The sequence below is a fragment of the Nitrosospira multiformis genome (genome assembly GCF_900103165.1).
Classification (GTDB): Bacteria; Pseudomonadota; Gammaproteobacteria; order Burkholderiales; family Nitrosomonadaceae; genus Nitrosospira; species Nitrosospira multiformis_D.
In genome coordinates, this window is record NZ_FNKY01000001.1 from 1,723,685 (window position 1) to 1,750,633 (window position 26,949).

The following is a 26,949-nucleotide window of genomic DNA, read 5'->3' on the forward strand; positions in this document are numbered from 1 at the left end:
CGCCTTTAGATTCACAGTTCCGCAGGCCGGCTTAGGACAGCGTCATCCGGTGTATCTCCCTCATTTACGAGATTGACAGCACTTTCATCCATCTTGGGCATATCCGGAGGCGTGCCGAGCGGAAGCGTAAATACGAAAGAGGCTCCACCAGTCGATGCGGTTTCGGCATGGATAGTGCCACCGTGCGCCTCGACGATGGCGCGGCAAATTGCAAGTCCCAGACCAACGCCCGGTTTAGCCGATTCCCGCTCACCCCGGGTGAATTTCTCGAAAATAGCCTCTTCCATGCCGCGAGGTAGCCCAGGCCCATTATCGGAAACAATCACTTCCAGAAATCGCGCTTTCACCTCGGCGGCAATAATGAAACATGAATCGGGCGGCGTGTATTTGCTCGCATTTTCAAGGAGGTTACACAGCACTCGCTCAATCAGCACGGCATCGAAGCGCACAAGAGGCAAATCATGGGCGAGCCGGGTTTGCATATGATGCTGGATAAGCTGCGAGCGGCAGGTACGCAGCGCGCTGCCGACAACCTCTTCGAAGGGTTGCCATTGCAGATTGAGTTTGACTTCGCCACTCTGAATGTGCGCCATATCCAGCAGATTTGACACCAGATTATTCATTCGAAGTGCTTCGTCGCGCAAGGCGACCGCAAGTTCCCGCTGCGGTGGAGCAAGCGGCGCGGACCGTACGAGCGAATCGGATAGCCCCACAAGCGACGTCAACGGTGTGCGCAAGTCGTGCGACAGCGCGGAGAGCAAGGAATTACGCAGCCGTTCGGATTCCATGCGTATCAGCGCACCCTGTGCGATTTCGATATAATGCACCCGCTCCAGCGCAATTGCTGCCAGCGTGGCAAAGGTGTCGAGCTGCCGCCGTTGCTCGGGAATGAGCATCCAATGGCGGTTCTCCGGCTGGATGGCCAGGAGGCCACGCGTGCGCATGGGGGCGACCAGCGGCAGATAGAAGAAGCTTCCGCCAGGAAGCGTATCCGTTCCGATACCTGCGGATATCGCATGGTCAAATGCCCATTGCGCGATACCCATATCCAGCTTGTATAGATGTTCCAGCGCAGATACGGGTGAAACGGTTGATTCTTCACCAGGCGCGAGGGGCGGCGGTTGTAAGTGACCCGCCTCATCTGGTAATAGCAATGTCGCCTGTGCGCGAAAAGTGCGCTGAATGAAGGTGCGCGTGCTCTCGAATATTTGCTCCGTCTGCAATGCGCCGGACAATTCGCGCGCAAATTCATACAAGGCGCGCGACCGGGATTCGCGATGCGATGCAACACGAGCCTGATAGCGCAAATCAGCGGTAAGATGGCCAGTGATCAAGCTCACCGCAAGCATTATCGCAAATGTCACCAGGTACTGCAAGTAACTGACAGCAAACGAAAATCTCGGCGGTACAAAAAAGAAATCGAACGCTATGATCCCCACAAACGTGGCGGCCACCGCAGGTCCGCGTCCTAATCGCACGGCAACCAGCACCACGGTCAGTAAAAAAAACATGACGATGTTGGCCAAATCCAGATAGAGCGACAACGGCATGGCCGCAAGCGCTGTTACCAGGCTAGCCGCTGCTGCCCAGAAGTAACTCCACTGGCGCGCGGGGCGGCGTTTTGAAGAAGAGAGTTTTCTCCCTTCCGTGTGTCGGGCTGCTGCGTTCGATCTTTCCAAAACCGGCGGTTCTTCCGGATTTGCATGGCCGATTTCAATCAAATCCATGTCCGGTGCGTAGGCAGCGATGCGTTTTAGATATCCGGTCCGCCAGGGCCACGCAGGGTGGCCGCGTCCCACTATGATATTTGAGAAATTATGACTTCGCGCATAGTCGACGATCGCAAGCGCAATGTCATTTCCGGCCAGTATCGCTGTAGTGGCGCCATTATCCTGCGCAAGCTTCAGTATCTTTAGGATTCGTTCGCGATGTGCCGACGGCAGATGCTGTAATTGTGGCGTCTCAACATAAATCGCGTGCCAATTGGCATTCAATTGACTGGCCAGCCGTGCCGTGCTTCGAATCACATGCTCGCCTCCCATCCTGGGTCCAACGCAAGCAAGCAGGGCTGAATCTGTCTTCCATACCGCGTGGATTGACTTCTCGATACGATAAGCCTGCACATCATCTTCGACACGATCAGCCGTGCGGCGCAGCGCTAGCTCACGCAATGCAATCAAGTTGCCTTTACGAAAAAAATTACGCGCCGCGCGCTCCGCCTGTTGCGCCTGATAGACTTTTCCGGCCTTGAGCCGCATGAGCAACTCATCCGCTGTAATATCCACCAGCACGACTTCGTTGGCTTCATCAAACACGGTATCAGGCAAAGTTTCTCCAATGCGAATACCGGTAATTCCGCCCACGACGTCATTCAGACTTTCCAGGTGCTGCACATTGACCGTTGTGAATACGTCGATGCCTGCGTCCAATAACTCTTCGACATCCTGCCAGCGTTTGGGGTGGCGCGAATCCGGTGCATTGGTATGCGCCAATTCATCTATTAGAATCAGCGCGGGCTGGCGCGCCAGCGCCGCATCGATATCGAATTCAGTGATAGCTTTACCGCGGTAGCTGATTTCCTTTTGTGGTAGAACCTCAAGCCCGTTGACGAGTGACGCGGTTTCATTGCGGCCATGCGATTCGACCACCCCGACCACCACGTCATGGCCATCAGCCTGCAATTGCCGGGCGGCGGTCAGCATCGCATAAGTTTTGCCGACCCCTGCGGAAGCACCAAAATAAACGCGGAGTTTTCCACGGGATGCGCGGCGCTCCTGTGCCTGTACTTGCGCCAGCAGGGCGTCCGGGTCGGGGCGTTGGGGGTCGCGCTGGTTGTCAACTGGGCACATGGTTAGCAATAATTTTATCTATAAGAAGTGGCGGGTAACGAGTATTGCAGGCCGCGTTAGCGCAGCAGCCTGGCGGCCCCTTAACGCCGTTGGTCGAGTGCCAGATTCAGTGTCAGTACATTGACGCGTGGCTCGCCGAAGAAGCCAAAATACTGCGGTTTGCCGCGTTTATCAATCATGCCGCGTACTTCTTCGATAGTCAGTTTACGGGCGCGCGCGATGCGTCCCGCCTGATAGTAAGCTGCAGCCAGACTGATTTCCGGGTCCAGGCCACTGGCCGAGGCTGTCACCAGGTCGACTGGAAGCCGTGCGGTATTGCCGGGATCGGCTATTCTCAACGCGTCAATACGTGTTTTTAACGCATCGATCTGCGCGGGATTGGTTGGACCGAGATTCGAGCCGCCCGACGATGCGGCGTTGTTCGGCATCGGACCGGTGGCCGAAGGCCGTCCCCAGAAATAGCCGGAGGATGAGAATGCTTGACCGATCAGCATGGACCCGACAGGCTGGCCATCACGCAACACCAGGCTGCCCGTCACCTTATCTGCAAAGAGTATTTGCCCGATACCGGTGATCGCAAATGGGTACAGTACGCCGCAAACAAGCGTCAGCGCAGTGAGCAATACGAACGCGGGACGAAGGATGGATTTCATCCTAAGTCCGGTAGTTGAACAGGGTGGAGTGTGCGATTTTTGGGGTGCAGGGCAAGGCGCAACGACGCGGAATGGTCATTCCATTCCAAGGAGTTGCAACGCAGCCCTGTGCCACAAAAATCGTGCAATCCGCACTGTAGCGAACTCACCATAAAAGTGCAGGTCAAGTAGCGCAAATAGTGTTTATGTGTCATAGCACCGAGCTTGAGAAATGAGCGGTCAACTGCCGGATTTAGGATCATGCCAGGCTCCTAAACAAGATGGAGAGCAGTCAGCGCCATGTCGATCACCTTGATTCCAGCAAAAGGCACCAGAATGCCGCCCAATCCATAAATCAGCAAATTACGGCGCAATAGCAGGGCGGCGCCCACGGCACGATATTTCACGCCCTTTAATGCCAGGGGAATTAATATCACAATGATCAGCGCGTTGAAAATCACGGCGGAAATGATTGCCGATGAGGGACTGGCAAGACGCATCACGTCGAGCGCCGCCAGTTGCGGATAAGTGGTGACGAAAGCCGCCGGAATAATGGCAAAATACTTGGCGGCATCGTTGGCTATCGAGAAGGTGGATAAGGCCCCGCGTGTCATCAGCATTTGCTTGCCGATCTCGACGATTTCAAGCAATTTGGTCGGATTGGAGTCGAGGTCGACCATGTTGCCTGCCTCTTTCGCCGCCTGCGTACCGGAATTCATCGCAACAGCCACATCCGCCTGCGCCAGCGCGGGCGCATCGTTGGTACCATCGCCCGTCATTGCAACCAGGCGTCCCTCGGTTTGATAGGTTCGAATCAACTTGAGCTTGTCTTCGGGCGTGGCTTCCGCCAGGAAATCATCGACTCCCGCTTCGGCTGCGATCGCGGCGGCAGTCAGCCTATTGTCGCCGGTAATCATTACGGTTTTGATGCCCATGCGGCGCAGCTCGGCAAAGCGTTCCTTGATACCGCCTTTGACGATATCCTTGAGTTCTACCACTCCCATGACACAGTCATCGTCGACCACGACCAACGGCGTACTGCCGCGGCGCGCGATATCGCCCACAGCTCTCGTGACTTCAGAAGGGAAAGGATGTCCCAGCAATTCAACGTATTTTTTTATCGAATCGGCAGCGCCTTTGCGGATGGCACGACCGCCGACATCCACGCCGCTCATGCGAGTTTGGGCGCTGAATGGGACAAACGTCGCATTCAACGATGCTATTTCGCGTCCGCGGATGTTGAAGCGCTGCTTCGCCAGCACGACAATGCTGCGGCCCTCCGGTGTTTCATCCGCCAGCGATGCCAATTGGGCAGCATCCACCAGTTGCTCTTCTGTGACCCCGGGAGCCGGAACGAATGTTGCCGCTTGCCGGTTACCCAGCGTGATAGTGCCGGTTTTATCCAGCAACAGCACATCCACGTCGCCAGCGGCTTCCACCGCACGGCCGGACGTGGCTATGACATTGGCCTGCATCATGCGGCTCATGCCAGCGACGCCGATGGCGGACAGCAAGCCGCCAATCGTGGTGGGAATCAGGCATACCAAGAGTGCGATAAGTATCGTGATCGTAACCGGCTTGCCAACCTGGGCGGCCTCTACGCTGAACAATGAGAATGGCAACAGGGTAACCGTTACCAGCAGGAAAATGATGGTCAATGCAATCAGCAGGATATTCAGCGCGACCTCGTTCGGCGTTTTTTGCCGTTTGGCGGCTTCAACCATGGAGATCATACGGTCAATGAATGCCTCGCCCGGATTGACAGATATGCGCACCACCAGCCAATCGGACAGCACGCGGGTGCCGCCCGTTACGGCGGAGAAGTCGCCGCCCGATTCTCGGATAACCGGTGCGGATTCGCCGGTAATAGCGCTTTCATCGACCGATGCAACGCCCTCGATCACTTCACCGTCGGCCGGAATGACATCGCCCGCTTCCACCAGCACGGCATCGCCCTTACGCAGGCCGGTGGCGGGGGTCGATGTCCAGCTGCCGCCATAGCGCGGCGCGTCCAGTTTCTTGGCGGTGACCGTTTGTTTCAAGGCGCGGAGTGAAGCCGCCTGCGCCTTGCTGCGGCCCTCCGCCAGCGCTTCGGCGAAGTTTGCAAACAGCACCGTGAACCACAGCCATACCGCAATGGTGAGAATAAAAGCAGGGCTTTCCTCACCGCCGCCGGTAGCCGACTGCATGAACAGCAAAGTGGTAATGATGCTGCTGATATAGACGACAAACATCACCGGACTGCGCCATTGAATGCGTGGATCCAATTTCTTGAATGCATCAATGATGGCCGGGCCAATCAATGCGGAATCGAAAAGTGTCAGGCTTTTGCGTGACATGCCGGATTCCTCTTAGCGTGTGGCATAAAGTTGTAAATGCTCGACAATCGGCCCCAGTGCAATGGCCGGAATGTAGGTCAGCACACCGACCATAATGACGGTACCGACGAGAAGTGTGATAAAGAGGGGGCCATGGGTTGGCATTGTTCCCGCAGTCACTTCAAGACGCTTCTTTGCGGCTAGCGAGCCGGCAATCGCTAACACTGCTACGATAGGAATAAAGCGGCCCAACCACATCGCGATTGCCAGCAGGACATTGTAGAACGGTGTATTGGCCGATAAGCCGGCAAAAGCGCTGCCGTTATTATTGGCGGCCGACGACAATGCATACAAAATTTCGGAAAAGCCATGTGCGCCGGGATTCAAAATACCTGCCTTGCCGGAAGCAACCATGACCGCTAATGCAGTCCCGCCCAGCACCAGTAGCGGTGTAACAAGGATCGCAATCGAGGCCATTTTCATTTCAAACGACTGAATTTTTTTGCCCAGATATTCGGGCGTGCGGCCAATCATCAAACCGGCGATGAATACGGCAAGAATGGCGAAAATCAGCATGCCGTACAAACCCGAGCCAACTCCACCGAATACCACTTCGCCCAGTTGCATCAGCAGCATAGGTACCATGCCGCCAATTGGCGTCAAGGAATCATGCATCGTATTCACCGCGCCACAGGATGCCGCCGTGGTGACTGCGGTGAACAATGCGGAAGCGCTGATGCCAAAGCGTGTTTCCTTGCCTTCCATATTGCCGCCGGATTGCAGCGCGTTAGCGGTTTGATCAATGCCGAGTGCTTGCACCGCCGGATGCGCCTGTTGCTCCGCGATCAGCACGACGGTCGTCATCACGGCAAAAATGATTGTCATCGCGCTCAATATCACCCAGCCCTGACGTATATCGCCGACCATGCGGCCGAACGCAAAGCACAGTCCGGCGGGAATCAGCAGAATCGACAGCATCTCGGCAAAATTGGATAATGGAGTGGGGTTCTCGAAAGGGTGCGCAGAGTTCGCATTAAAAAAACCGCCGCCATTCGTTCCGAGCAGCTTGATGGCCTCCTGTGAAGCAACCGGTCCCATTGCCAGTGTCTGGGTTTTGGCAATCGCGGACTCCATCACTTGATTGCCCTTTTCGTCTTTTATCGCTTGGCCGTCGGAGCTGGTTTTAGCCTGTAGATAGGTGACGGGCTCAATCAAGCTTACTTCCTTGTATGCGGAAAAATTCTGTATCACGCCTTGACTGATCAGAAATACGGCAAATAGCGTTGATAGCGGTAGCAATACATAGAGGGTCGAACGAGTAATGTCATGCCAGAAATTACCGATTGATTTTACCGAGTGGCGTTTGAAACCGCGGATCAATGCGTAGGCGACGGCCATGCCGGTCGCGGCCGACAAAAAATTCTGTCCAGTCAGCACCAGCATTTGCGTGAGATAGCTCATCGTCGATTCACCGCCATAACCTTGCCAGTTGGTATTGGTGGTAAAGCTGATGGCGGTATTGAATGACGAATCGGGATTGACGTTGGCAAATGCTTGCGGATTGAGCGGCAGCCAGGCTTGCAGGCGTTGCACTGCGTAAACGGTTAACGCGCCCAGCACATTAAACACCAGTAGCGCCAATGCATAGACCTTCCATCCCATTTCCGAATCCAGCGAAATACCGGCAAGACGGTAAAAGAAGTTTTCAATTTTTCTTATCCACATCAGGCCGCGTATGGGCTCCCCCTCGCCGACTTTTGCCAGATACGTACCCAAAGGATAAGCCAGCATCAGCAGTGTGGTGAGGAACACCACAAGCAAAACGAGAGATTGCGCAGTCATTACAAATCCTCTGCGTTTATCAGGGCAATGACCAGATATATTAATAGACCAGCCGCGACGACCGCGCCAATAACATAAAACATGTTCATTGACGCTCGCCCAGTTTGCCGCAGCCGATGGCAAACGCGCAGGTCACGAGCAGAAGTGCCAGGATTGCACCGATATATAGAAGATCCACTGTCGCCCCAACCAGGCTATTTTGAATATAGACAGATTAACCGGGGTCGCCTAAAAATCTTGTAAATATCCGGTCAATGGGCGTAAAGAAAGTGTAAAAATTGCGGTGTTGTCGAATGCGTGCAATCGAATCCAGCGATTACGGATTTCCAGATGTGATGCCGAGGAACTGCTGAATCGGTTCCTGATACAGTCGTGCGGTATTTTGGTATTCCTGTATCATTGCGGTTTCAAAATTACGCCCATGTTTCATAACCCTAAATCCGGCGGCTGACTTTTAAAGCTTAGCACTATGATTCACAAAGACTTTTTTATCCATCTGACCATCACCTTCAGGGTGGGTTCGTCCAACTGCGGGATTTAGGATGAAAATCACCTTCCTGGATTTCGAACAGCCCATCGCCGAGCTTGAAGCAAAAATCGAGGAGCTGCGTTTTGCACAGGACGATTCGGCGGTAGATATATCGGCGGAAATCCTGCGCCTGCAGAAGAAAAGCCAGTCGCTCACGAACGGCATATACGCCAAGCTTACACCGTGGCAAATTTCGCAGGTTGCGCGACACCCGCAGCGCCCCTATACGCTCGACTATATCCAGCATCTGTTCACCGATTTTGAGGAGCTTCACGGTGACCGGAATTTCGCCGATGATCAGGCCATCATCGGCGGATTGGCACGGTTTATGGGGGAGACGGTCATGGTTATCGGTCACCAGAAGGGCCGTGATACCAAGGAAAAAATTCATCGTAATTTCGGTATGCCAAGGCCCGAAGGCTATCGCAAGGCACTGAGATTGATGCGTCTAGCGGAAAAATTCTCGGTGCCGTTATTTACTTTTATCGATACGCCGGGTGCGTACCCCGGCATCGGCGCTGAAGAACGCGGCCAGTCGGAAGCCATCGGCAAGAATCTCTATGTGCTGGCGGAGCTTAAGGTACCGGTGATCTGTACCATTATCGGGGAGGGCGGTTCCGGCGGTGCGCTGGCAGTGGCGGTGGGCGATGTCGTGCAGATGCTGCAATACGCAACCTATTCTGTCATTTCTCCAGAAGGCTGCGCCTCTATCTTGTGGAAAAGCGCGGACAAGGCGCCCGAAGCCGCCGAGATTATGGGCATCACCGCTCATCGGCTCAAGACCATGGGGCTGATCGACAAGATTATCAGCGAGCCGCCTGGCGGGGCTCATCGCGATTACCCTGCCATCATGCAATCCGTGAGGAAAGCATTGCAGGAATCGCTTCGGCAATTTCAGGGCTACGCGACAGAGCTGTTGCTGGAGAAACGCTTTGAACGGCTGATGGGATATGGCAAGTTCAAGGAAGTTAAAGTCAAGTAGCATCTCCAGCAAGGCCGAAAATGCGTTGCGCGAGCAGACTCGGCGTGGCGATCATCTGGTTGCGGCGTTGAGCGGCGGGGTAGACTCGGTTGTGCTGCTGGATTTGCTCATTCCACTGTCGGTTCATTTGCAGTTTTCACTCTCCGCCGTTCACGTCAATCACGGTATCAGCACCCATGCGGCCCAATGGGCCAAGTTCTGCCGCGACTTGTGCCGGACCAGGGGTGTTCCTCTCAAAATTGCCAGATTAAAAATCAAGCGGAAATCCGGCATCAGCCTGGAAGCGGCTGCCCGTGATGCGCGCTATCGGGTATTCGCACAACAAAAAGCCGAGTATGTGGTGTTAGCCCAGCATCTGGACGACCAGGCTGAAACGCTGCTGCTGCAGTTGTTGCGGGGGGCCGGTGTGAAGGGGCTGGGCGCGATGCCGGTAGTCAGGAATTCCGCACCCCCGATTAAACATGATGCGTCAGAAATCCGGAAACGTGTGTACGGAAGCAGCGCCGGTACGACGGATTATGAGCCGCGGATATTGCGGCCAATCCTCGATGTATCGCGGTTCGAAATCGAGGATTACGCCAGGAGAAATGCATTGCGGTGGATCACTGATGAAAGCAATGGCGATATTTCTTTTGACCGCAATTTCCTGCGCCATGAATTCTTTCCTCTGCTGGAAAAGCGCTTTCCTTCCTACCGTACGACTTTTTCGCGCGCAAGTCGGCATATAGCGGAAGCAGCAGATTTACTTGATGAACTGGCCGAAGCCGATAGCAACAAATGTGTCGTCCCAGGAAAACTTCAAGCTGGGGATTTACGGGAATTGAGTTTTCCCCGCGCCAGGAATCTGTTGCGCTACGCGTTGTCGCAACAGGGCGCAATACTGCCCAGCACAGCAAAACTGGAAGAAATCTTGCGGCAGTTGCGGTCCTCGAGCGCCGATTCAAAACTGCATATCATTTTTGGGAATACGGAGGTGCGTTGTTTCAGGGGGGTGGTTCATGTGCGCAATGCCGATTCATCTCCCGGCTCAGAATGGCGGACCACATGGAACGGAGAAAAGCAGCTCCCCATCGCCGGTCTGGGCGGTACCGTCAAATTCACGCGCCGGAAGGGTGCAGGAATCAATCTTCGGAAACTGATGGAGAGTCCTGTTACCGTGCGTATGCGCCAAGGGGGCGAACGGCTGCGCCCGGACTGCAACCGTCCGCGCCGCAGCCTCAAAAATCTTCTGTGGGAAGCGTTGCTCCCGCCGTGGGAACGGGAAACACTCCCGCTGATCTTCAGCGGAGAGCATCTGGTGTGTGTACCGGGAATCGGTGTGGATTGCGGCTTTCAGGCGCTGGCGATGGAGCCCGGCATAGTGGTAGAGTGGAAATCAGGGGGAAAACCAAGGTCAGCGTGACATACTTTACGCTGCTGTTTCACGTCTCCCAGTTGAAACAGCCCTATATTGTTATTTTCCGGTCCCGGGCTTCGTTCCATATTCATTTTGAGCAGGTGGCGGATTAAGCGGCTTGCGATAGAGAGAGCCGAGTTCTGGCGCCGATGTGAGATCGGTCGAGGTAAATGCAAATATAAAAAAAACCGTATAATCATTGTAATAGGCGTCGGCTAGAAAAGGAGGGGTTGATCCGGAAAATTTGCCCGACGGCAGTTCAAAAATGTTCATATAGAATTTTGCGTATCCGGTCTGGTATTGAGATTTATAGAACGCTAATTCCGGTAACGAAAAGGGAATAAGCGAACTCGTGACCGGGGGCATGCCGATGAATGTTCCGGATACCTCGGTGCCCAGCGATCCTACAATCACATCAATGCGATGCGTTGCATTTTTATCGTCTTTCTGAACAACCAGGTAACCCTGCTGCCCTAACCAGCCGGTCAAAACTTGCTGCAGGAGAACTTGATCCGTGTTCAATCCTGATGTGGTAAGTATGACGTTTGCGCCCTTAGGAATAGGCAGAGGACGCTCAGGCGTGGGGGAAGCACTCCGTATCGCAGCTTCGCTGATGAGCAATTGTTCGATGGGTGTTCTTGCAGACTGGGTAGTTTTGTGGGTGGTCGAGCACCCTGTTAGCAATGCGATGGAAACCGCGCCCACAGTCAAAATTTTAAAAATATTAATCATCGTTCTATCCTCCGCACATTAGCCTTAATAAGTGGCAAAAAAGATCGCTGATATAAACATTAGCACATTGGTCAGGGACGTGCATGCGATCGGTTTCAGTACACACCCCTCCATAGTATAGCTTCAGGAATTTCAGATAGGTTCATCGCAGAATACTTAGTCAGCCCTGAACAATTCGATTTTCAGGCATAGATGACGGTAAGAGGATGATTAACTGTGCCACCCATTGCGGGTTGCCAATGCCCCCGGACAAGAATTTGGGCGAGAAGAAGCCGCAGCTTCCTCAGAATCATCCGCAGGTTGTGTCCGCAACCGCATAGCAAGGCATGAAAGGCGTCGCCTTCTGTGCCTTTCAACCAGTTTCTGCGCAGGCGGCCATCGTTTTTCATGTGCCCGATCGCCGGTTCGATGGCGCTGCGTCGCCGAATGTCCCGCTTCAGCCGTGCGGTGATGCCGCGCCTGAGTTTGCGGTGGTAGAGCTTGACCCCAGCCGGGAGGGCTGCACCGCGATAGCCCAGATCCACGAATATTTCCTTCGGCTGGTGCTGTGTCAGGATTTCCACTTGCTTCACAGCCGCGTGCAAGGTATGCCCGTCGTAGGGATTGCCCGGCAGGCTGCGCATGCCGACTACCAGCCCTTCCTTGTGTGTCGTCGCCACTGACACCTTCACCCCAAACTCATAGGGCTGGCGCGATTTGCCTTTGGCGATGCACTCCACTTCCGGCGCGTGCAGACGGTAGAGCTTGTGGCTATCCTTGGGCTGCTGCTTGAGCAGGCGCTCCACCTGCTGCAGTAAGCCGGTGACCTTGGGCTTGAGGTGCGCCGGTACCTTGGCCAATTGGCGTAATGCGTCGCGCCAGACTCGGCCCACCAGCGTCTTGAGTTTCTTCAGGTGGCTGCGCATGCGCTGGTATTGCCGGGCATGGGCGTAGCGGGCAATCTTGCCTGCCAGCTTGGGGGCTTCACGATTGTAGTTCTGGCGTAGCGTCATCCCTGCTTCTGCCGCCAGCTTCACCAGTTGTTCCCGTCCCCGGTTCAGCAGCTTGCTATTGGTCGGATAGGCAATGGCCTTCTCCTGTACGGTGCTGTCCACGATGACCTTGTTCAGGCTTCGCCGCTTGATTACCTGGGCCGATGTGGCGGCCTTGATGGTCTGGGCCAGTAACCACTCCATGCCTTCTGCGCCGATCCGTTGCCGCCAGCGCGTCAGTGAACTGGGGTCGATAGGCAGATTATGCTGAAACCAGATTTCGCCACAGAACAGCTGCCAGTAGGGATTTTCGATCCAGCCCCACACGACTTCTTCGTCGGATAGGGCAAAGGTGTGTTGCAGGTACAGCAGGCCTGCCACCAGGCGGGGAGCCGTCGCGGGACGACCCCGATGCGAAGGGAAAAAACCGGCCCATTCGCGCTCAAACCCTGACCAGTCAATATGCTGGGCAAATTGCGCCAAGGGGTGTCTCGGGTTGACCAGCTCATCCAACCGCTGGCGGAACAGGTCATTGCTTATGGGTACACTCGGCTTTGGTCCCATGTAACCCTCGCTAGATTTGCAAGAAATTACATCAATTTTACCAGAAACCGGCAAATTCAGCCGCTACAATTCAACAATTAATATAACATAATCAGTTGATTATGGATTGTTCAGACCTGACTACTTAGTTAGCTATCGCGCTTGGCATGTTAGGAATCACTTCAGAAATTTTCTCAGAACGCCCAATACCAGGCTCTGGTTGGCGTGGCTAACTGAGTCCGGTGCCAGCCGTTCCGGCCTTTTTTCGATAGCGTTGATTGTCTTTGCAGTCTAAAACCTCTTTTAGGCTTCCCTGGATTTCAAAACATTCAGCCCTGGGTGGAGCGGGCAAGAGCGGAGTGGGAAGGTTATCCGAGCCGGTAACCGCAACGGTACTGGTCTTGAGGCTGACACTTCCATCGGCGTCATTCGTTCTCAAGAATGCCGGTACAGACGACTGATCCATGGCCGAAATTGATATGGTTCGCGATTTTTCCTTGCATTTCCAGAAAACTCTTCTATGTTGACTATGTATATGGGACGTACGTAACGGGATAAATTTGGAAAGTCGACATGCTGTGACTGAGCGAAATCATAGTCTTGTCACCTAGTATGTGGGTGTATCTGGGAGAACCATATAGGTTTTGTTTCAACCTGAGGAGGTGGTCATGGCGAACATAAGCTGGTCAACGTCAATTCAAGTAGCGGGTGGCCCAACTATAACCGTAACACAAGGCCCTATTGTAGCGGAGGCTATTGAGCGTATCGAGGTGTCTGTACCAGCGGGCTCAGACAAAAAGCTCATTAGTCTTCCGGCCGGTCCGATCAGTGATATTCATCTTCTGCTCATCAAATCCAGCCACTATAAAGATATCACCTTTAAAGTAAGTGATGGTTCCAATACTGCTGACGGTGATGGACTTGCATTGACCGGCCCGCAATTCTTTTCGGGCGGGGCAGCCGCACTTTTTGGGTCTGACCAGGAAGCGCATTTTCTGGAATTCATTAATAGTAGCACTAGCGGTGATACCGCCCAGATTGAGATTTTCGTTGCACGCGATGCAACTCCTCCCGCTCCATAATTATCCCCTCCAATCGGAGAATTGAATATGCCTCAAGCCCTCACTTACCCCGGTGTATACATTGAAGAAATTTCCAGCGGTGTGCGACCGATCACTGGTGTTTCAACATCAATCACCGCGTTTATCGGGGCAACACTGCGTGGCCCCATTGACACGCCCGTACGCGTGCAGAACTTCGCGGAGTTCGAACGCAACTTTGGTGGCCTCTGGCGCAACAGTCCACTTACGTATGCAGTCAATCAGTTTTTTCAGCATGGCGGTTCGGATGCGCTCATCGTGCGCGTAAGTAACGTTCCGGGGACAGGGAAAGCCACCGTTGGCACGGAAGGTCTCAACCTTGAGGCCGCTTCGCCGGGCACGTGGGGAAATCTGCTCAGGGTTCGTGTGGATCATGCAACCAATCCTGAACTCGCTACCGCTGAGCAGTTGTTCAACCTTACAGTACGCGATATGGGTACCGGAACGACTGAACGCTTCCTCAACGTATCCGTGCTGCTTGCGCATCGCCGGTTCATAGGCAAGGTATTGGAGGAAGAATCCAAGCTTGTACGGCTAGCCGACCCAATCCCTGCGACTCGTCCCAATTCCACAGGGGAAGACGGGGCAGGGCGAGACCCACTGACAGTAACACCTGGCTCTGTCCCTTTCAATGCTGACGGGAGTGACGGTGACACCATCGGAGATGAACAGGTTTCCTCTGGTGCAGGTTTACAAGCAAATAAACGAGGTCTTTGGGCATTAGAGAAAGCCGATCTGTTTAATCTTTTATGCATTCCCCCCTTCTCATTTGATGAAGATATTGGGGTACCAACACGTGTTGAAGCAGCAAAATACTGCCGCGACCGCCGAGCACTTTATATCGTCGATCCGCTACGTGTTTGGGATGAACCCGCCGACCTTAGAGCTGAAACGAACGGTCTCGACAGCGAAGAATGGGGGTTGGGACGTAGCGAGAATGCCGCGCTATATTGGCCAATGTTGCGCATTCCCGATTCCCTTCAGCAGGGAAGGCTCGCCGACTTCGCACCTTGCGGTGCGGTGGCGGGCGTGATGGCGCGCACGGATAGCCAGCGCGGCGTCTGGAAAGCCCCTGCCGGGATCGAGGCAACACTGGACGGGGTGCCGGAATTGAAAATCAAGCTTACTGATGGCGAAAACGGTCAGCTTAATCCATTGGGAGTCAATTGCCTGCGTGCGTTTCCGGAGATCGGGCGTGTTGTCTGGGGTGCCCGCACACTGCGCGGGGCAGATTCGCTGGCATCGGAATGGAAGTATGTTTCGGTCAGGCGATTGGCCTTATTCATCGAGGAAAGCCTTTTTCGGGGGACCCAGTGGGTAGTCTTCGAGCCTAACGATGAGCCGCTATGGTCGCAGATCAGGCTTAATATCGGGTCCTTCATGCATACCCTGTTCCGGCAGGGCGCATTCCAGGGCAAATCGACACGTGAAGCTTATTACGTTAAATGTAACAGTGAGACCACCACCCAGAACGATATCAATCTCGGTATCGTGAATATCGAAGTGGGTTTTCTTCCATTGAAACCAGCCGAATTCGTGGTCATCAGGATTCAACAGATGACTGGAGATATTCCGACCTAAGCTTTTAGGAGAAATACGATGCCACAGTTCAGCGTGAACGCAACCAGATTGGACCCCTACAAAAATTTTAAATTCCGCGTGAAATGGGATGGCCGTTATGTAGCCGGTGTCAGCAAGGTTGGAGCACTCAAGCGGACTACCGAGATTGTAGAGCATCGCAACGGCGGCGATCAATCAACCTCTCACAAGTCAGTCGGACGTACTAAATTTGAAGCAATAACGCTTGAGCGCGGTGTTACTCACGACATTGAGTTCGAAAGGTGGGCAAATAAGCTATGGAATTACGGCGCTGCGGAAGGGATGGAAATGGCACTCAGCCTTTTCCGGAAAGATATTATGATTGAGGTCTACAATGAGGCCGGGCAGCTTGCGTTAAGGTATAAGGTTTATCGTTGCTGGGTATCCGAGTACCAGGCATTGCCGGATCTGGATGCCAACGCCAATGCGGTCGCCATACAATCCCTAAAATTGGAAAATGAAGGATGGGAGCGGGACTATGACGTCACGGAACCAGCCGAACCCGATTTTAACGAACCCCCCTGAAACTCATGGTAAAGCTGTCTTCCGTGCAAATGCTGGAGCTATGGGATCGTGGAGCGCGGTGCCATTCCCTTGATCGTGCTTTGTTGCTGCTGGGCAGCGCACGGCCGGGAGAGTCACTGGAAGAACTGGCCGATGTGACGATTGGCATGCGTGATCAAGTCCTCATAGCGCTACGCCAAGCAATATTCGGCCGCAAGCTGTCGAGTTATATCGATTGCCCGCGATGCAGGACAAGATTGGAATTTGTGCTGGACACCGAAACGCTGCGTGGCGAGGTGAGCGATAGCCCTATCGAGATTGATGGCTTGCGAGTTCGCCGGCCTACCAGCCGTGATCTTGCCGCTGCGATAAGTGCACAGGACACGGACCAAGCTACACTACTGCTGGTGCAACGCTGCGGCATGGCCGACGGGAACCAGTTGCCGATATTGAGCGGCGTCCAGATCGAGAAAATAGAATCTGTTCTGGCCGAAGCCGACTCGGCAGCAGACATTGTATTGGATTTCAATTGTGAGCAATGCGGCTTTGTCTGGCAAACGTCTTTTGACATCGGTGCTTACCTATGGCGCGAGGTGGAGCTATATGCCAAGGCATTGCTGGCTGATATTCATACATTAGCCCGTGCTTATGGCTGGAGCGAACGGGAAGTGCTGGACCTGAGCGATGCGCGACGTGCAGCCTACATTGAGATGGTGACGGCATGAGCGGTTATTTTCGGCGGCTTGTAATGCGAAGCGTGGGTACGGAGCCCGATATTCGCCCGCTGACGCATCGACTTCATGCATTCTCGACCTCAAATGCGGCGGAGTCCTATGACGATGCCGAGGAATTCGTAGCCGGCGCAGCAGAGGCATCCGCCTTATTCCACTCCGAAACGCCTCAATCGTTTACACACGCTCCGCGGGATATGAAAGCGTCGCCCGTCAATACGGTGGACGCAGATTTTCGTTCTCATTCATCGCGGAATGATTCCGATATGGTGTTACCTCAAACTGATTCACGGGCCTTGGATGGAGAGTTGGCACAAAGAGAGGATGGTGAATCCCGAACTGGGCCGATTTTCAGAAACGTATCCCCCGGTAACAAGCAGGGAAGCCATGGCGGCCAGAGACGCTCTATTGCACACCGTATGACACCGCTTAAAAATAAGCTTGAAGAACGATCACCGTTCCTGCCCCCAGTGAGGGACTTCAGCCTGATGCCAGAAGCTGACCCGCCGCCGCCTCCTGCTTCATCAATGACGAGGGATCATGCGAAGACGCAGGTACACGCTTCAGGTCTGTCTTTTTCTGAGCGCCGCGGCAAGGAATCTCATGAGCACAAGCCGCCGGAGATTCATGTCAGCATTGGACGGGTGGAAATTCGCGCAACCGTCGCACCGCCGCCTCTGCGGAAGACTACGGCTGAATCGCCAACGATGAGCCTTGATGAGTACCTGAAGGTGCGTAACGAGGGCCGGCGATGAGCAACTCCTTGGCAATCGCAACGGTAACCGCAGCCTTGAGGCAGATTACTCATCACGCGGTAAGCTCCGCCGTAAGCGGTGCGGAAGCGTTGATAGAGCGCCCTCTCAGCAGCATTTCAGACGATGATCCGCGCGTACGTTTGTTTCTATATCAAGTGACCCCCAATGCCGCGCTGCGGAACGACGATCTTCCAACTCGCGCAGCGAGCGGGAGCTTGATGAAACGGCCCACCGCAGCACTTGATCTGCATTATCTGCTTGCATTCTACGGGAATGAAAGCGATCTGGAGCCCCAGCGTATGCTGGGCGCCGTGATACGCGATCTGCATGCACAACCTGTCTTGTTACGGCAAGTGATAGTAAATGCCATTACCAGCGATGGATCTCTCCTCACTGGATCGAACCTGGCCGAGGCTTTCGAACAAATAAAATTTACGCCTTTATCGCTTTCCCTGGAGGAGCTCTCAAAACTCTGGTCGGTATTTTTCCAGGCACCCTATGCCTTGTCCGTTGCCTACCAAGGCACGGTCGTTCTCATTGATAGCGAAGAGAATGCGCCTCTGGCGGCGCCTGTCCTTAGGCGGGGCGAAGCTGACCGTGGTGTCAACCTCGCGCTTGGGCCGTTCCCCGCACTCGAAAGCTTTCATATCGGCGCACCCGAGGATGAGGGGTGGCGGCCACGCCAACCCTCATACCCCAGTGCGCAACTCGGCACGGTGTTGACGCTAATCGGCCGTAATCTGGGCGGTGAAACTGTCAGTGTCCGGTTCCACCATATCAAGCTGGGGGTCACGCGTACCATCGTGGTGGCACAAAATGACAAGACAGCAACCGAGATTAAAATCGGAATTGGCATTGGTGATGACGCTGCCGCACGGGCTGCCTGGGCTGCAGGGTTCTATATCGTGACTGTGCTAATAGAGAATGGCGGGCATCCGCGCGCCAGCAACCAATTACCTCTGCCTTTTTCCTCCAGGATCAGCGGAATTGCGCCTTCCGTCCGGGCCGGTAGAGATGTCACATTAACCATTACCTTCGACCCTGAAGTACGTTCGACCCAGCGCGCCAGCCTGATCATTATGGATCGAGAGATCGAGGCGGAGGATCCTGTCACCGAGACCGGCGAATTGCGGTTCATCATCGAAGATGCGCCAACCGTAACGGATGCCATTGTGCGCCTTCGCATTGATGGGGTTGACAGTTTGCCGTTCAGGCGGCAGCCCGGTCCACCGCCAGCCCGTATGGTATTCGATGAAAATCAAAAAATCACTATTTTATGATAGACCTCGACGCCTGGCACAGAACCAACAATGAATACCTGTCAGCAGCGGTGCGCTGGCTGCGCCTACGCCTGGCTCGTCTGGTTGAACAGCAGCAAAGAATAGCATCCCAGCCCATACAAACTTCTATATCGCCATTCACCCTGCCGCTGGGCGCGGATCTTCCGGCTCAGCCGGATGATGCGTCATCCGACCCGTTAGGCCAGCCAGAAGCCGACCAATTGGCCAAGGTACAAATCGAACAAGCCGCTGCCGCCATGGAGCAGGCCGCCACATCAGAACCGGCGCCCGCGCTGAGTATCTTGAGCCGCCGCCTGGGATTGGTGCGGTTCGAGGAACAAATCCTCTTGCTGTGTGCCGCCATGGAACTCGATACGCGCATTGCCGCGCTCTGCGCACACGCCCAGAATGATAAATCGCGCCCTAACCCCACTTTTGCGCTGGCCCTTGCCCTATTCGACAATCCGGTGTGGGAAGCGCTCTCGCCAGAGCGTCCCCTACGCTATTGGCGTCTGATCGAGATCAACCAGCCGGGGGCGCAACCCTTGACCGCCAGCGCTTTGCGTGCCGACGAGCGTGTAGTGAATTATCTGAAGGGACTCAATTATCTGGACGACCGCCTTACGACATTGCTGGCGCCATTGATCGATGTTGCGGATGATTTGCCGCCCTCCCAGCAGGAGCAAGTGGGAATCATCGTCCGGCATCTGCGCGCCGCGCGAAATGGCCTGCCGGTTGTACATTTGCTTGGTACGGATACGGACAGCAAGCGATCGATTGCAAAGCATGTTGCGCATAAGCTGCGTTTGAGTATTTATCGGCTCCCCGCAGACATGCTGCCAGCCACCTTGCCCGAGCTGGAAATATTGGCCCGCCTGTACCAGCGGGAAAGCAAGATGCTACCGCTTGCGCTCTACCTGGATGCGCAAGATTCCGACAAGGAACTGCCCGCAATCAACCGATTGCTGTCCAGAATAGACGGGCCGGTTTTTCTGGATACCTACGAATCATGGCCGCAACTGGGGCGCGACGCGCTGACACTTGATGTAACAAAGCCCACCCCGGCGGAACAGGAAGAAGTGTGGCAACAAGTATTGGGTGAGGATGTGGGCAATGGGTCCGCATTGCTGGCGAGTCAATTCAACCTGAATCTGCACGAGATTCAGCGCGCCGCCCATGCAGCGACAGATCACAAAAAACCTACGATCGATCAGGCATGGGATGCCTGTTTGATTGCATCCCGGCCGCGCCTTGACTCCCTGGCGCAGCGTCTGGAACTGACGGCACAAGTATGGGATGACCTTGTCTTGCCGGAGCTGGAGAAAAAGCTGTTGCGGCAAATCATGAGTCAGGTCGGCCAGCGCCATTTGGTTTATGAGCATTGGGGATTCAATCGCAAATTGAACCGCGGGTTGGGTATCAATGCGCTTTTCGCTGGGGAGAGTGGCACGGGGAAGACCTTGGCCGCCGAAGTGATTGCGCGCGAACTGAAGCTCAACCTATACCGCATCGATCTATCCCAAGTAGTGAGCAAATACATTGGCGAAACCGAGAAGAACTTGCGCAAGTTGTTCGACGCCGCCGAGGATGGCGGAACCATACTGTTCTTCGACGAAGCGGATGCGCTTTTTGGTAAGCGCAGCGAGGTAAAAGACAGCCATGACCGCTACGCCAATATAGAAATCAACTACCTGCTGCAGCGGATGGAAGCCTACCATGGCCTTGCAATCCTGGCGACAAACAGGAAGAGCGCGCTCGACACCGCATTCATGCGCCGCTTGCGTTTCATCGTCACTTTTCCGTTTCCGGGTATACCTGAGCGCAAGCTAATCTGGGAGCGGGCTTTCCCGAAGGAAACCGCCAAAGATGGTCTGGATTACGAGCGACTGGCGCGGCTGAGCCTAACCGGAGGCGGCATCCAGAACATCGCCATCAACGCCGCTTTTCTGGCCGCGGGAGTAGGCAGCCCTGTGACCATGCCGTTGATACTTGAGGCAGCAAAAACGGAATTCCGCAAGCTCGACAAGCCCATCAACGAGGCGGAGTTCCGCCTGATCCAGGCGATGGGGGCAAGTACATGAACATTCGCCTGCATATCGAACGCCTCGTGTTCGACGGTGTTTTAATACCACCGGACCAACGACCCTATCTGCAAGCGGCGATCGAAGCGGAATTGACCCGGCTGCTTTCTGCTAGGGGCATTGCGGGAGGTATCAATGCCCGACTTTATGTGGGAGCATCGTTGTACTCGGTTAACGCGGGACAAATTGAGATTTCATCGGGCAGGAACCCTGCCGAGCTTGGAAGGCAGATTGCTGTCGCCGTATACGGAGGGATCGAAAAATGATAGGCGCAAGGCTATTCCTCTGAACGTTCAAAGAACTTAGCAAACCCATCTTTCTATGAGTCAGTTGCCGGGCCTCTCTTGAAACATAAAAACCTCCATAGGAATCATACAATCACGGGCAGCAAGAGAGAGAACGCGGAAAAGGAATATGTAGTTTTTGAAACCAAAATGATTGAACGCGGTTCGATAATTAGTATTATATGCAGAAGCTTAGCTTTTTATGAAACAGGGAACCTGTACATGTACGTCGGGGGCACGCCAAAACCGATATGCCGGTTCCGATTGGGCCGTTCGTATGAACACTTTACCTAGATCTACAACTCGTTTGAAACCGAAAGATGCTTTCCCAGTGCCACCCATTGTCATGGAGGCGTTGAACGCTAGCGGGCAACCGCTCCGTCCAATTGTGCAGCGCGAATTTGGAGATCTGTTCGGATTTGATTTTAGCGGCGTCCGAGTTCACGCTGGTTCGGAGGCCACACGATCGGCCCGAGTCCTTAACGCGGTTGCATATACGATTGGGTGCCATATCGTTTTCGGCGAACGCGGGTTTGACCCGTCAAGCAAAGTAGGGCTCGGTGTATTAGCACACGAGTTGACGCATATAGTCCAACAAGGAAGCAACAGAAAGACACCTGACCACGTACAAGTGAACTCGCCAAAAATAGACGGGTTAGAGCAGGAAGCGGAGCGCGTCCGCTATGCTGTCGAGTCTGGTCTACCGGTGCCTCCTATCACTGGCCGGGCGCCATCTGGTCTACAGCGCTTACCAGGGTCGCCGGCAGGCGGGTGCGGGCTTTGTTATGGGACCCCAAGAGACGTGGGCCTTGAGGCTCACCCGCTTATAGAAGAGGCATTCAGAACGCAGTATCCATATCTACAGACGGAGCTCACATTTCCCTTGCTCGCGCCAAGCCCAACTGACACGAATGGCCGTCTGGATCTAGCTGAGTTAGTGGGCCGTGACCGCATCAATATAGGAGAGATAAAGCCCTCTAACGTTGGTGGGCTAATTGGGGGTGATCTTGATCTGTTTTGGTATGAGGAACAGCTTGAGCGACTTGGGTTTCGTGTAGGTCGGCTAAACTTGCCCCCCCCTTTAGAACCGGTCCAGTTCCCCACGCGCGCTCCCTCTACCTGTTTGCAGCGGCAGAATTTGTTCATTGACCCACCCGTCCATGGTCTGTATGGCTATTGGTGTATGCCAGATTATGCGCAACTGATTGCAGAGTGCGATTGTCGTGACGGGCGTAGAAGGCGCCCCGAGCATTTGGATGTTCCTGGGGTGGTTCACGTCCCAGTCGCAACTCCAGAGGTGCGACCCGTACGGGTTCCTGAAGGACGGCTAGTTGGTCGTCCAGACGAGCCGCAAGTGACTGAACCTGTTTGGGGTTCAGGAGAACGAATTCCGGAAGTGCCAGGACCCGGCCCTGAAGAAGTACCAGAGGAAGGGGAAGTACTAGAGGAGGGGGAAGTACTAGAGGAGGGGGAAGTACTAGAGGATGTGTTACCTATCGCTGCAATGACCGCTCTCGCCAGCGCTGCGGCTTACGCTACCAGTCGGTCCGCACAAAGACCTGGACGGCATATGGGTCCTCTCGCAACTCGAGCAGTCGGCCGCGCGCTTATCTATGCGGAAGCTGCCGCCGCGGCTGCACTAATTGTTTTCTATAGCGATAGGGTGGAGGCGAGCCCTGACGTTGGGGAAACACCGCTAGAATCGCTTTTTCGGGCTATGAGCGAAGCCGGTGTTAGCATACCTCCCGAGCTGCATGAACGTATTAATGCAGATCCCGAATTGCGTCGGCTATTATCTGAAGCCGCTACGTATAGGAATGCGACAGAGGCGCAGGCTGAGCTTAGCCAGCGCATGCTTCAGGTGATCGCTGAAAACCCAGAAGCCTTTTCTGAAGAAGATCTTGAGATCCTGTTTTCGACTGTGAATGATTCATCGCTTTCCGGTACGTCCGGAGCTGATGCAAGCCTCCGAGCAATTCATGCGGAAATCGAGGCACGGCGCCAAGGTGAGCCGATCCGTCACGTTCCGGGATCGGGAACTGGAGCTGGTGCAAGGACAGAGGAACCGGAGATAGGCGGCACGGAAACCAGAGGGGACGCGACTGACGAGCCACTGCATGAGACTACCGAATCTAGTCATCAGCGGTTAGCGACCGCGACACCGCCGGTGCGGGCTCTGTGGGAAGCGATGGTAAGTACGGGCAGCGCTGGTCCCGAAGTTAACGACGAGGCTCTTCAAAGATTCCTTCAGACGGTCCCCTCCGATCTACGTACCGATGAAGCGCAAGAGCTTGCGCAGAGAATCCGACCAGCCACTGACGAAACGCTTGACGAGATCCTTGCTTCTCTTCAAGAAGCCCTACATAGTTTGCGCAGTGCCTCGGAGGAGCCCGGGGAAGTGGCCCAGATGCCAGGAGGTGCCTCAGTTGCGTCTCCAGAGCAGGCTGAAGAGGAAGTGGTCCAAGCCAGTGAATATATTGAGCAAATGGTCGACGTTATTCATAATTTTGGCGGCTGGGATCAAGTATCATTGAGCACAGCACGACTTGTAATCTTTGACGACCGTGGCTATACCCGAGTTCCGATATCATCGGAAGTTGACGCAGTTTTATTTGGGAAAACACCCCTAGCTACCGGGGGTTTTCTACGAAGCGCAGCGTCCCTACGCGTGCGGGTGGATTCTCGCTCAAGAAGACGCGATGGCAGGGTGCAAGTGGGGGTAACGGTAATGAACTGCGGCGAGGTTGTTTTGGAAAATCGCATGCATAGCCCATGCTCTATTCAGCCAGGAACACGTCATATCGTTACAGTATTTTTGCACGGACGGGAAGAGGGATTACCTTAAAGAGGGTTTAAGAAAAAAATGCCTTATACCCGATTGCAAACATCCTGAAGCGTGTTGTGAGAGATACTTGCGCAGGAGGTCGTCAAATTTTCTGATCGCGAGGTAGCTTATAGAGAAGGCAAAAATTTCACGGGCGAAAATTTCTTGGCGCGAGGTTAGCTAGGTTATTTGGTACCGCCACGGGACTGGATGAAAGGATGGTCAGAGAAAAGAGAAAGGGAAGGAAAATTATGGACCAACTCACTTGGCATCAAAATGGCTGAGGGAAACCGCATAATGGTGATCGAGAAATGTAGCAAATAATGACTACCTTCCCCAACTCCCCCAAACTTCTCAAAGCCGGTATCGTGCTTGTTGATGTTGAGACTTCGCGCATGCAGCGGGTGATCTCTCTGCAATACAACCCAGACTCGCTTACGCGCCGCCTCCAGGTCCAGGGCACCGGCGAAGGCGGGGAGCGCTCCGAGGCGCTACGGTTAAAAGGCCCCGCCGCCGAGACAATTACGCTGGAAGCGGAAATCGACGCCACGGACCAGCTGGAATTTCCCGAGCGAAACCCGAATGCCGTACAGTTTGGCATCCACCCTCAGCTCGCGTTGCTGGAAACGCTGGTTCATCCTCGTTCCGAGGATCTCCAAGCCAACAACACCATGGCTGGCGAAGGCACGATTGAAATACTGCCGACCGAGTCGCTGTTAACCTTGTTTGTCTGGAGCGCGCAGCGCATTCTGCCTGTGCGCATTACTGAATTCAGCATTACTGAAGAGGCGTTCGATCCCTCACTTAACCCTATCCGGGCGAAAGTAAGCTTGGGCATGAGGGTGCTGAGTGTGGATGATGTCGGCTTTACTCACCGGGCGGGGCAGCTATACATGGGCTATTTGCGTAACAAGGAGAGCTTGGCTGGACGTTCGCCCTTCGGTACCTTGACTGATCTTGGGCTGACGAGGTTGTGATGGATGAAGCACTTAGAAAACTCGAGGCGATTCTGGGAGGTTCGGCGGCGGGCACGCAGAACTTTCCGCCCAGTAGCCGCTATCACGGGGTTGCTACTGAGGTCCATGCTAGCGAGGACGGCAGGCCGAAAGTCTATCTCAAGCGCCGCATCGTTCCTGCCCCAGAACGTTTTTCCACAATTTCCGAGCATAGCGTTCAGGAGGGCGAGCGGCTCGACTTGATCGCGGGCCGGTATCTGGGTGACGCGGAGCTCTATTGGCGCATTTGCGACGCCAACGGTGCGCTACGGCCCAACGAACTGATCGAGGCTGTCGGCACGCGTTTGCGCATCACGCTGCCTGAAGGTGCGCCGGGGAATGGTGATGCTTAAAGGGATAACTCTCACCTTGCTGATCGGCACCGGCGCGCCTTGTCCCGCACCCCCGGAGGTGGTGGATGCCTTGGACAGCGTGCAGGTCAACAGCAATAACCAGACCAGCGGTTTTCAATTGAGCTTCAAGGTCGGCAAGACTTCGAAGCTGCTTACGGAGCTGCTGCCGGCGGGATACTTCGATCCCATTATCAGCCGCGTGCTGATAATGGTGACGGTGCACGGAATTCCCCAGGTATTGATGGACGGAATCATTACGCGCCAGGAAATGTCGTCCAGCAACGAACCGGGAAAATCCACCCTCACCATCACGGGCGAGGATCTCACGGTAATCATGAATCTGGTGGAAATGCCCTTCATGCGCTTCCCCGCCATGTCCGTGATGGCGCGGATCAACTCGATACTGGCCAAATATGCGGCGCTAGGCGTCGTGCCGGTGGTGACCTCGCCCATGTTCGATGAAACGCCTATGCCTACAAAGGAAATTCCTACCCAGACGGGAACAGACCTCGAGTACATTCAGCAACTCGCGCGGGCAGCGGGTTATGTGTTCTATCTGGAGCCCGGCCCGCTCCCCGGTACCAGCATCGCGTATTTCGGTCCGGATGTGCGCATCCCGGTGCCGCAGCCGGCCTTGAATGTGAATATGGATGCGCACACCAACGTCGAGTCGCTTTCCTTCAGCCTGGACGGTACGCAGAAGAAGGTCGTGGTCATCAGCATTCTGGACCCCGTAACGAAAAAGAATGTGATTCCGATCCCGGTACCGAGTATCAGTGTGTTGCGTCCTCCCTTAGGTGCGCGGCCTGTGGTGCCGGCAAAAGTGGAGTTTCCCTCCAATATGGCGCGCCTTTCATCCGGAGAGGCTGCTAATCAGGCGCTGGGGATCAGTTTCGCATCCACCGACGCAGTCTCCGGATCGGGCTCGCTGGACGTGCTGCGATACGGCCGCGCCCTGCGCGCCCGCATGTTGGTGGGGGTGCGCGGGGCTGGCGTCGCCTACGACGGCCTGTACTATGTCAATAGCGTGACGCACAATCTCAAGCGGGGGGAGTACAAGCAGAATTTCAATCTTTCGCGGGATGGGCTCATTTCCAATACACCCAGGGTGATGCCATGACATCTTCCGGCACAACGGGACGTTTCTACGGTAAATACCGGGGTGTTGTCACCAACAACGTCGATCCAGACCAAACTGGTCGGCTCATGGTGCAGGTGCCGGATGTGTTGAGCCTGGTTCCATCGAGCTGGGCCGAGCCATGCGTACCGCTGGCAGGATCCGGGGCACCAATGGGAATGTACATGGTGCCGCCGATCGGGGCGGGGGTATGGGTGGAATTCGAGGCAGGCGATCCAAACTGTCCCATATGGACGGGTTGCCGATGGGGTTCCAAGTCGGATATTCCGTCGTCCGCGCTCGCCGGGAACCCGGCAGCACCCAATATGGTGATGCAGACCGCAGGACAACTCACCTTCATGCTCTCGGATATGCCTGGACCAACGGGTGGAATTCTCCTGAAGACGGCTGCAGGCGCGTCGATTTCCATAAACGATACGGGGATTACGATCACGAATGGCCAGGGTGCAACTATCAAGCTGAGCGGGTCGAGCGTTGATATCAATCAGGGAGCACTGACAGTGACATAACC

Annotated in this window: 23 protein-coding genes and 1 pseudogene; 16 read left to right on the plus strand and 8 right to left on the minus strand. The window is 54.8% G+C overall.

The annotated features are described in order from the left end of the window. Nucleotides 1-11: 11 nt before the first annotated feature. The 5 genes from kdpD to kdpF all read right to left on the minus strand — a co-directional run bounded on the left by kdpD (nucleotide 12) and on the right by kdpF (nucleotide 7,730). Nucleotides 12-2,849 carry a two-component system sensor histidine kinase KdpD gene (gene kdpD, locus BLR00_RS07670; protein WP_074631824.1) on the minus strand — a complete coding sequence of 946 codons (2,838 nt, stop codon included), beginning with the start codon at nucleotides 2,847-2,849 and terminating at the stop codon, nucleotides 12-14. A gap of 80 nt (nucleotides 2,850-2,929) precedes the next feature. Then, on the minus strand, nucleotides 2,930-3,502 hold the full coding sequence (gene kdpC / locus BLR00_RS07675) for a potassium-transporting ATPase subunit KdpC (RefSeq protein WP_074631825.1): 573 nt from the start codon (nucleotides 3,500-3,502) through the stop codon (nucleotides 2,930-2,932). A gap of 251 nt (nucleotides 3,503-3,753) precedes the next feature. Beyond that, nucleotides 3,754-5,820, minus strand: coding sequence for a potassium-transporting ATPase subunit KdpB (gene kdpB / locus BLR00_RS07680; RefSeq protein ID WP_074631826.1), 2,067 nt, complete (start codon nucleotides 5,818-5,820; stop codon nucleotides 3,754-3,756). Nucleotides 5,821-5,832: 12 nt separating this feature from the next. Continuing rightward, entirely contained in the window at nucleotides 5,833-7,641 is a 1,809-nt protein-coding gene (kdpA, locus tag BLR00_RS07685) for a potassium-transporting ATPase subunit KdpA (RefSeq protein WP_074631827.1), read from the minus strand. Further along, the gene (gene kdpF / locus BLR00_RS17175) at nucleotides 7,641-7,730 is read right to left on the minus strand and encodes a K(+)-transporting ATPase subunit F (RefSeq protein WP_074631828.1); all 90 of its coding nucleotides are present in this window, start codon (nucleotides 7,728-7,730) and stop codon (nucleotides 7,641-7,643) included. The genes kdpA and kdpF overlap by 1 nt, the downstream gene beginning before the upstream one ends. Nucleotides 7,731-8,183: 453 nt before the next feature. Here kdpF and BLR00_RS07695 point away from each other — a divergent pair, with 453 nt between their 5' ends. Both BLR00_RS07695 and tilS read left to right on the plus strand, forming a co-directional pair. Next, nucleotides 8,184-9,152, plus strand: a complete 969-nt coding sequence (locus BLR00_RS07695; protein ID WP_074631829.1) for an acetyl-CoA carboxylase carboxyltransferase subunit alpha — start codon at nucleotides 8,184-8,186, stop codon at nucleotides 9,150-9,152. Beyond that, the gene (tilS, locus tag BLR00_RS07700; protein ID WP_074631830.1) at nucleotides 9,121-10,554 is read left to right on the plus strand and encodes a tRNA lysidine(34) synthetase TilS; all 1,434 of its coding nucleotides are present in this window, start codon (nucleotides 9,121-9,123) and stop codon (nucleotides 10,552-10,554) included. The genes BLR00_RS07695 and tilS overlap by 32 nt, the downstream gene beginning before the upstream one ends. A 51-nt stretch (nucleotides 10,555-10,605) precedes the next feature. Here tilS and BLR00_RS07705 read toward each other — a convergent pair whose 3' ends face one another. The 3 genes from BLR00_RS07705 to BLR00_RS07715 all read right to left on the minus strand — a co-directional run bounded on the left by BLR00_RS07705 (nucleotide 10,606) and on the right by BLR00_RS07715 (nucleotide 13,260). Then, on the minus strand, nucleotides 10,606-11,280 hold the full coding sequence (locus tag BLR00_RS07705; protein WP_074631831.1) for a hypothetical protein: 675 nt from the start codon (nucleotides 11,278-11,280) through the stop codon (nucleotides 10,606-10,608). 182 nt (nucleotides 11,281-11,462) lie between these two features. Beyond that, nucleotides 11,463-12,815 (minus strand): IS5 family transposase, encoded by a 1,353-nt coding sequence (locus BLR00_RS07710; protein ID WP_074631832.1) that lies wholly within the window; start codon nucleotides 12,813-12,815, stop codon nucleotides 11,463-11,465. Nucleotides 12,816-13,023: 208 nt separating this feature from the next. After that, the gene (locus tag BLR00_RS07715; RefSeq protein ID WP_074631833.1) at nucleotides 13,024-13,260 is read right to left on the minus strand and encodes a hypothetical protein; all 237 of its coding nucleotides are present in this window, start codon (nucleotides 13,258-13,260) and stop codon (nucleotides 13,024-13,026) included. A 202-nt stretch (nucleotides 13,261-13,462) separates the two neighbouring features. Here BLR00_RS07715 and BLR00_RS07720 point away from each other — a divergent pair, with 202 nt between their 5' ends. The 14 genes and pseudogenes from BLR00_RS07720 to BLR00_RS07780 all read left to right on the plus strand — a co-directional run bounded on the left by BLR00_RS07720 (nucleotide 13,463) and on the right by BLR00_RS07780 (nucleotide 26,947). Then, nucleotides 13,463-13,876: a hypothetical protein gene (locus tag BLR00_RS07720; RefSeq protein ID WP_074631834.1), complete on the plus strand. Its 414-nt coding sequence runs from the start codon at nucleotides 13,463-13,465 to the stop codon at nucleotides 13,874-13,876. Between the two features lie 27 nt (nucleotides 13,877-13,903). After that, complete coding sequence (locus tag BLR00_RS07725; protein ID WP_074631835.1) at nucleotides 13,904-15,475, plus strand: phage tail sheath family protein; 1,572 nt, start codon at nucleotides 13,904-13,906, stop codon at nucleotides 15,473-15,475. A gap of 18 nt (nucleotides 15,476-15,493) precedes the next feature. Further along, nucleotides 15,494-16,018: a phage tail protein gene (locus BLR00_RS07730; protein ID WP_074631836.1), complete on the plus strand. Its 525-nt coding sequence runs from the start codon at nucleotides 15,494-15,496 to the stop codon at nucleotides 16,016-16,018. A gap of 5 nt (nucleotides 16,019-16,023) precedes the next feature. Beyond that, complete coding sequence (locus tag BLR00_RS07735; RefSeq protein ID WP_074631837.1) at nucleotides 16,024-16,722, plus strand: hypothetical protein; 699 nt, start codon at nucleotides 16,024-16,026, stop codon at nucleotides 16,720-16,722. Further along, complete coding sequence (locus BLR00_RS07740) at nucleotides 16,719-17,483, plus strand: hypothetical protein (protein WP_074631838.1); 765 nt, start codon at nucleotides 16,719-16,721, stop codon at nucleotides 17,481-17,483. The genes BLR00_RS07735 and BLR00_RS07740 overlap by 4 nt, the downstream gene beginning before the upstream one ends. Next, on the plus strand, nucleotides 17,480-18,763 hold the full coding sequence (locus BLR00_RS07745; RefSeq protein WP_074631839.1) for a Pvc16 family protein: 1,284 nt from the start codon (nucleotides 17,480-17,482) through the stop codon (nucleotides 18,761-18,763). The genes BLR00_RS07740 and BLR00_RS07745 overlap by 4 nt, the downstream gene beginning before the upstream one ends. After that, nucleotides 18,760-20,844, plus strand: coding sequence for an ATP-binding protein (locus BLR00_RS07750; protein ID WP_074631840.1), 2,085 nt, complete (start codon nucleotides 18,760-18,762; stop codon nucleotides 20,842-20,844). Before BLR00_RS07745 ends, BLR00_RS07750 begins: the two co-directional genes overlap by 4 nt. After that, entirely contained in the window at nucleotides 20,841-21,110 is a 270-nt protein-coding gene (locus BLR00_RS07755) for a hypothetical protein (protein ID WP_074631841.1), read from the plus strand. Before BLR00_RS07750 ends, BLR00_RS07755 begins: the two co-directional genes overlap by 4 nt. A 364-nt stretch (nucleotides 21,111-21,474) precedes the next feature. Beyond that, nucleotides 21,475-21,720, plus strand: a pseudogene (locus BLR00_RS17180) (eCIS core domain-containing protein); the annotation flags it as partial. A gap of 762 nt (nucleotides 21,721-22,482) precedes the next feature. Next, on the plus strand, nucleotides 22,483-23,973 hold the full coding sequence (locus BLR00_RS16940) for a hypothetical protein (RefSeq protein ID WP_256324080.1): 1,491 nt from the start codon (nucleotides 22,483-22,485) through the stop codon (nucleotides 23,971-23,973). Nucleotides 23,974-24,275: 302 nt separating this feature from the next. Then, nucleotides 24,276-24,929: a hypothetical protein gene (locus BLR00_RS07765; protein WP_074631843.1), complete on the plus strand. Its 654-nt coding sequence runs from the start codon at nucleotides 24,276-24,278 to the stop codon at nucleotides 24,927-24,929. Continuing rightward, nucleotides 24,929-25,300 carry a LysM peptidoglycan-binding domain-containing protein gene (locus BLR00_RS07770; protein WP_218124312.1) on the plus strand — a complete coding sequence of 124 codons (372 nt, stop codon included), beginning with the start codon at nucleotides 24,929-24,931 and terminating at the stop codon, nucleotides 25,298-25,300. Before BLR00_RS07765 ends, BLR00_RS07770 begins: the two co-directional genes overlap by 1 nt. After that, the gene (locus BLR00_RS07775; RefSeq protein ID WP_074631844.1) at nucleotides 25,293-26,420 is read left to right on the plus strand and encodes a hypothetical protein; all 1,128 of its coding nucleotides are present in this window, start codon (nucleotides 25,293-25,295) and stop codon (nucleotides 26,418-26,420) included. The genes BLR00_RS07770 and BLR00_RS07775 overlap by 8 nt, the downstream gene beginning before the upstream one ends. Next, complete coding sequence (locus BLR00_RS07780) at nucleotides 26,417-26,947, plus strand: phage baseplate assembly protein V (protein ID WP_074631845.1); 531 nt, start codon at nucleotides 26,417-26,419, stop codon at nucleotides 26,945-26,947. The genes BLR00_RS07775 and BLR00_RS07780 overlap by 4 nt, the downstream gene beginning before the upstream one ends. Nucleotides 26,948-26,949: the final 2 nt, after the last annotated feature.

Excerpts from the sequence above, each read along its gene's own strand:
- kdpD (WP_074631824.1), bottom strand. The coding sequence starts at position 2,849 with ATGTGCCCAGTTGACAACCAGCGCGACCCCCAACGCCCCGACCCGGAC.
- kdpC (WP_074631825.1), bottom strand. The coding sequence starts at position 3,502 with ATGAAATCCATCCTTCGTCCCGCGTTCGTATTGCTCACTGCGCTGACG.
- kdpB (WP_074631826.1), bottom strand. The coding sequence starts at position 5,820 with ATGTCACGCAAAAGCCTGACACTTTTCGATTCCGCATTGATTGGCCCG.
- kdpA (WP_074631827.1), bottom strand. The coding sequence starts at position 7,641 with ATGACTGCGCAATCTCTCGTTTTGCTTGTGGTGTTCCTCACCACACTG.
- kdpF (WP_074631828.1), bottom strand. The coding sequence starts at position 7,730 with ATGAACATGTTTTATGTTATTGGCGCGGTCGTCGCGGCTGGTCTATTA.
- BLR00_RS07695 (WP_074631829.1), top strand. The coding sequence starts at position 8,184 with ATGAAAATCACCTTCCTGGATTTCGAACAGCCCATCGCCGAGCTTGAA.
- tilS (WP_074631830.1), top strand. The coding sequence starts at position 9,121 with ATGGCAAGTTCAAGGAAGTTAAAGTCAAGTAGCATCTCCAGCAAGGCC.
- BLR00_RS07705 (WP_074631831.1), bottom strand. The coding sequence starts at position 11,280 with ATGATTAATATTTTTAAAATTTTGACTGTGGGCGCGGTTTCCATCGCA.
- BLR00_RS07710 (WP_074631832.1), bottom strand. The coding sequence starts at position 12,815 with ATGGGACCAAAGCCGAGTGTACCCATAAGCAATGACCTGTTCCGCCAG.
- BLR00_RS07715 (WP_074631833.1), bottom strand. The coding sequence starts at position 13,260 with ATGGATCAGTCGTCTGTACCGGCATTCTTGAGAACGAATGACGCCGAT.
- BLR00_RS07720 (WP_074631834.1), top strand. The coding sequence starts at position 13,463 with ATGGCGAACATAAGCTGGTCAACGTCAATTCAAGTAGCGGGTGGCCCA.
- BLR00_RS07725 (WP_074631835.1), top strand. The coding sequence starts at position 13,904 with ATGCCTCAAGCCCTCACTTACCCCGGTGTATACATTGAAGAAATTTCC.
- BLR00_RS07730 (WP_074631836.1), top strand. The coding sequence starts at position 15,494 with ATGCCACAGTTCAGCGTGAACGCAACCAGATTGGACCCCTACAAAAAT.
- BLR00_RS07735 (WP_074631837.1), top strand. The coding sequence starts at position 16,024 with ATGGTAAAGCTGTCTTCCGTGCAAATGCTGGAGCTATGGGATCGTGGA.
- BLR00_RS07740 (WP_074631838.1), top strand. The coding sequence starts at position 16,719 with ATGAGCGGTTATTTTCGGCGGCTTGTAATGCGAAGCGTGGGTACGGAG.
- BLR00_RS07745 (WP_074631839.1), top strand. The coding sequence starts at position 17,480 with ATGAGCAACTCCTTGGCAATCGCAACGGTAACCGCAGCCTTGAGGCAG.
- BLR00_RS07750 (WP_074631840.1), top strand. The coding sequence starts at position 18,760 with ATGATAGACCTCGACGCCTGGCACAGAACCAACAATGAATACCTGTCA.
- BLR00_RS07755 (WP_074631841.1), top strand. The coding sequence starts at position 20,841 with ATGAACATTCGCCTGCATATCGAACGCCTCGTGTTCGACGGTGTTTTA.
- BLR00_RS07765 (WP_074631843.1), top strand. The coding sequence starts at position 24,276 with ATGACTACCTTCCCCAACTCCCCCAAACTTCTCAAAGCCGGTATCGTG.
- BLR00_RS07770 (WP_218124312.1), top strand. The coding sequence starts at position 24,929 with ATGGATGAAGCACTTAGAAAACTCGAGGCGATTCTGGGAGGTTCGGCG.
- BLR00_RS07775 (WP_074631844.1), top strand. The coding sequence starts at position 25,293 with ATGCTTAAAGGGATAACTCTCACCTTGCTGATCGGCACCGGCGCGCCT.
- BLR00_RS07780 (WP_074631845.1), top strand. The coding sequence starts at position 26,417 with ATGACATCTTCCGGCACAACGGGACGTTTCTACGGTAAATACCGGGGT.